Below are 4,759 nucleotides of genomic sequence, written 5' to 3'. Positions count from 1 at the left end.
GTCCTTCGCGGGGCGGGGCAGGGGCTGCGCGGCCAGGAGCAGGCCCGGCACCAGCAGCGCGAAGCAGAGGGCGGAGGTCAGTCGATTCACCGGGGAGATCCTCTTGGGCGGCGGAAAAAAGGGCGCGGGCAGCCTACCCGGCCCGGGCGCCCCGCGAAGGACGAAGGGCGCGCATGAACAAGCGGACATGCGGGCGTGTTCCAGTCTCCGTGCTCCCCTTCACGCTTTCGAATCTGCTATCGCCTTCCCCATGCCGAACCTCCCTCTTCCCGCGGACAAGGCCGAACGGCTCGCGCACCTCTCCGTGATGTACGGCGAGGCGGTGCCCCACAACCACGCGCTCGGGCTGCGCCTGGTGGACGTGGGCGCCACGGACGCGACGGTGGTGATGCCGTACGCGGACGTGCTGGTGGGCAACCCGGAGACCGGCGTGGTGGCGGGCGGCGCGGTGACGACGCTCATCGACGCGACGTGCGGCACGGCGGTGCTCGCGCGGATGAACGCCTTCACCCTCATCGCCACGCTGGACCTGCGCATCGACTACCTGCGCCCCGCGCGCCCGGGCCTGGAGCTGACCGCGCACGCCGAGTGCTACAAGGTCACCCGGCTCATCGCCTTCGTGCGCGCCCTGGTGCACCAGGGAGACCCCGCGCTGCCGGTGGCCTCCTCGCAGGGCACCTTCATGCGGGTGGAGGACTGATGAGCACACCCTCCCTGCCGCTCGCGGACCTGGTGCGCACCGTGCGACAGACGCGCGAATACCACCGCCTCACCGACGCCATCCCCTACACGCGCTTCATGGGCATTGGCGTGGAGAACCTCGCCGGCGAGATGCTCTGCCGCATGAAATACGCGCCCCACCTCATCGGCAACAGCCTGCTGCCCGCGCTGCACGGCGGCGCGCTGAGCGCGCTCCTGGAGTCCACCGCCGTGTTCGAGCTGCTGCTCCAGACGGACACCGAGCGCGTGCCCAAGGTCATCTCCAGCACCGTGGACTTCCTGCGCTCGGGCAAGCCGCAGGACACCTTCTCGCGCGCGTTCATCACCCGCCAGGGCCGGCGCGTGGCCAACGTGCGCGTGGAGGCGTGGCAGGACGACCGCACACGCCCCATCGCGAGCTCGCACGCCTTGTTCCTGCTGTCCGAGTCGTAGCGCCGTCAGCGTTTGACGACGATGCGCCATGGGCATGGGCTCCAGGTGTTCCTCCAGCGGACGCCGGAGTCGCCCCAGCGTCGCATGCGCCCGCACCCGACGTCGCACCGGGGGACACATCAACCCCAGACATTCCGCAAGACAGCACTGACATTGTTACAGCGTGGCCCCCATTTCTACAGGGGCCCAGCGGCGTCGCGCACCGGACAGCGTGCACCGTTGCACGGCGACTGGCCTCCGGGTCCGCCCGGTGCACGACAGAGGATCCGGTCGCGCGTCGCGGTGGGCGCGCGGCACTGAACAGGAGCGCGCGTTCGCGGCGCTCGGCACGTCGCCTGCTAGCTCACGGGCCTGGCACCGAGGCGGGGACCCCCATGAGTGAGCGCGAGTCGACGAAGCTGCGGGAGTTGAAGGAAGCGGCCTATGCCCTGTACCAGAAGGGCCGGTACGCGGAGTGCGCGGAGACGTACGCGCAGTTGGCGAAGCTGCTGCCACGCGACCCGAACGTGCGCGTGCGACTCGCGGAGGCCTGTCGGCGCGCCGGACAGCGGACCCAGGCCATCGCCGCGTACCGGGAAGCAGCGGAGGTGCTGTTGTCACTGGGTTGTGAATCCCGTGCGAGGGGTGCGCTGAAGGTCGCGCTGGAGCTGGACCCGAAAGACCCCGTCCTCCAGAGGGAAGTGGGGCGGCTGGGCCAGGGCCTGGCGTATTCCACGGCGCTGGAGGATGAGCAGCTCTACAGCTCCGCGAATGACGACTTCACCCGGCTCCCCCTCACGGCCGCGCCCCCGCCGCCGCCTCCGGCCTTCGTGCTCAACGCCGCGCAGGAGATCACCCGCGTCGTGGCCGTGCCCGTCGTGCCGCCCATCACGCCCGTGAATGTCTTCGGAGCCCGGAGCGCGGCGCCGGTGAGGACGCCAGGGATTGGCTCCGGTCCGGGACGGGAGGCCGTGCTGCCCCATCCCCGTCCCGCCTCCGCGAACACATCCCCGGTCCCCAGCATCCCGCCGCTCGTGGCGCCTGTGCGGTCACCGGCCGCCCAGGCCACTCCGGCGAACGCGGCGCCCAGGCCCGTGACGGTCCTGCCGAAGGTACTGCCCGCGCTGCCCACCCTCACGGCTCCGAAGGCACCCGACGCCCCCGCGGTGTCGAAGCCCGGCGCCACCGCCACCCGCCCGCCCGTGAAGGTCGTCACCCTGCTGAACCGCGCACAGGAAGCCTCGCCGAAGCCCGCGCCTCCTGCCCCGCCGCAAGCCCAGGCCGGAAACCCGCACGCCTCCTCGCTGACGATGCCGCCCCGGGCCACGCTGCCCTTCCAGCCGGAGATGCGCCGCCTGGCGCCGAACGTGATGGCCCTGCGCGTGTCGCCGCAGGCGCGCTGGGTCATCATCCGCTCGGACAGCGCCCTGCAGGTGAGCCGTTCGGAGATACTGCCCGTCGAAGCGCCCGCTGCCTCCTGAACGAGGCCGGTGGTGCCCGTCCCGCGCGAGCGCCCCGAGCGCCGCGCGGAAGGCGCCTGACCCGCCGCTTCCCCCTGAAAACACCAAGGGCTCCGACGTCGCCGTCCGGAGCCCTCGTGCTTTTTTCCGCCTGTCTTCCCGGTGTGCCCTACATCGACACGGACTTCGCGGGGTCGATGAGGCTCTGCAGCGGGTTGTTCGCGTCCGCGGCGTCCTGCGTCTCCTCCGGCTCATAGGCGCGGACCTGCGCCTCGCAGTGGTTGCTCTTCCGGTTCTGGTGGCAGTGCCGGATGCCGTAGACGTGGTGGCAGCCGCACGGATCCACCCGCTTCTTGGCGCACAGCGACGGATTGAACACCGGCCCCGCGGTCATCTCCACCGGACCCGCCTGCAACGCCACCGCCAGCACCACCCCAGTCAAAAACCCCATCGCCCACCCCCTTGATGCACGACAGAGAAATGGGAATGGCGATCCGCTACCGCAAGCCCCAGGCTTGTACGACCGCCGATCAATGCACTGCCGTCCAACACCGCCGTCCGCCACTGGGAACTCTCCCCGGCGTCCACACCAGGCAGGCAGCCGTCCAGATGTCCTGAAATCACCGTCCGTCAGGGTGAAGGGAGGGCTCCGTCCCTGCCGCGGGTTCACCCACCTGGGGTCATGCGTCATGAGCTGGAAGCAATGTCTGGAAAAAGTCGCCGAGGGTCACTACGTCCTGCCACGCACCAAGACGATGCGCGTGCACGCGGACCTGTTCCTCTCCGACAAGCTCCTCTGGGGTGAGGGTGGACCGGACTCCCCCGGCCTGGAGGAGGCCGTCTTCGACCAGGTCGTCAACGCCGCCACCTTCCCCGGCGTCACCCGCGTCGCCATCACCCCCGACTGTCACGTGGGCTACGGCGTCCCCATTGGCACCATCGTGGAGACGGACGGCGTCCTGCTGCCCACCGCCGCCGGCTACGACATCGGCTGCGGCATGGTCCAGCTCCAGACCTCCCTCACCGTGGAGGACGTGGCCGACCCCGCGAAGCGCCGCCAGTGGATCAACGAGGTGACGGAGCGCATCGCCGTGGGCGTGGGCGCCGAACGGGCGCGCAAACAGCGGCGCCTCAACGAGAGCACCGTGAAGGAGGTCCTGCGCCACGGCGCCAAGGCCCTGGGCCGCGGCAGCTCCGTCACCGAGCGCGACTTCATCCCCGTGGAGGACACCGGCGTGGACATCCCGGGCCGCGCCTACGACAAGCGCGGGCAGCTGGGCAGCCTGGGCGGCGGCAACCACTTCACCGAGATGCAGGTGGATGAGCAGGGCCGCGTCTGGGTGATGCTCCACACCGGCAGCCGGGGCTTCGGCTGGAACATCGCCAAGCACTTCTTCGTGGAGGGGGCCGCGCACCTGGGCCTCAAGAGCCGCAGCGAGGACCTCATCTGGCTGGACGCGGACAGCGCCCTGGGCCGCGACTACTGGAACCTCCACAACATGGCGGCCAACTTCGCCGTGGCCAACCGCCTGCTCATCGGCGAGGCCGTGTGCGGCGCCCTGGAGGACGTGTTCGGCGGCACCGCGAGCATCTACTACGAGATCTCCCACAACCTCATCCAGCGCGAGGCCGGGAAGTTCGTCGCCCGCAAGGGCGCCACGCGGGCCTTCCCCGGCGGCCACCCTGCCCTCAAGGGCACGCCGTGGGAGGCCACCGGCCACCCCATCCTCATCCCCGGGTCCATGGAGACGGGCAGCGCCATCCTCTTCGCCGAACCCGGCGCGGAGAAGTCCATCTACTCCGTCAACCACGGCTCCGGCCGGCGGCTGTCCCGCGCCGCCGCGCGCCGGCAGCTCCAGCAGGCGGAGACGGACCAGCGCATGAAGGAGGCCGGCATCCTCCTCAACACCCGCGTCACCCCGCTGGACGAGTCCGGCCCCTGCTACAAGAACCTGGACGACGTGCTGGAGACGGTGGAGCAGGCGGGACTCGCCCGGGTGGCCCACCGCCTCAAGCCGGTGGCCTGCATCAAGGGCGCGGACTGGAGGTCCAGCCCGGCCTGCCGGCGCGTGTCGAGCGCGGCCTCGCGCGCATCCAGGGCCTTCTCGCGCAGCTGCTCCAGCTCCGCGGACGGGGCGGGGACCTCGGTGTCCTCCTGTCTCCTATAC

At 70.7% G+C, this 4,759-nt stretch carries 5 protein-coding genes; 4 read left to right on the top strand and 1 reads right to left on the bottom strand.

Features of this window, described 5'->3' with window-relative positions:
• The first annotated feature begins 250 nt into the window (after positions 1-250).
• The 3 genes from D7V97_RS40170 to D7V97_RS40160 all read left to right on the top strand — a co-directional run bounded on the left by D7V97_RS40170 (position 251) and on the right by D7V97_RS40160 (position 2,612).
• Complete coding sequence (locus D7V97_RS40170) at positions 251-700, top strand: PaaI family thioesterase (RefSeq protein WP_120615850.1); 450 nt, start codon at positions 251-253, stop codon at positions 698-700.
• Positions 700-1,152, top strand: a complete 453-nt coding sequence (locus D7V97_RS40165; protein WP_120615849.1) for a PaaI family thioesterase — start codon at positions 700-702, stop codon at positions 1,150-1,152. The genes D7V97_RS40170 and D7V97_RS40165 overlap by 1 nt, the downstream gene beginning before the upstream one ends.
• A 374-nt stretch (positions 1,153-1,526) precedes the next feature.
• Positions 1,527-2,612: a hypothetical protein gene (locus D7V97_RS40160; RefSeq protein ID WP_120615848.1), complete on the top strand. Its 1,086-nt coding sequence runs from the start codon at positions 1,527-1,529 to the stop codon at positions 2,610-2,612.
• Between the two features lie 148 nt (positions 2,613-2,760).
• Here the strand turns inward: D7V97_RS40160 and D7V97_RS40155 are convergent, their stop codons facing one another.
• Positions 2,761-3,042: a hypothetical protein gene (locus D7V97_RS40155; RefSeq protein ID WP_120615847.1), complete on the bottom strand. Its 282-nt coding sequence runs from the start codon at positions 3,040-3,042 to the stop codon at positions 2,761-2,763.
• A 238-nt stretch (positions 3,043-3,280) separates the two neighbouring features.
• Between D7V97_RS40155 and D7V97_RS40150 the strand changes: the two genes are divergently transcribed.
• A partial coding sequence (locus D7V97_RS40150) for an RtcB family protein (protein WP_233583542.1) occupies positions 3,281-4,759 on the top strand: 1,479 nt, incomplete at its 3' end.

This window comes from Corallococcus sp. CA053C (assembly GCF_003611675.1).
GTDB lineage: Bacteria > Myxococcota > Myxococcia > Myxococcales > Myxococcaceae > Corallococcus.
This window is presented reverse-complemented; position numbering and strand designations above follow the sequence as displayed.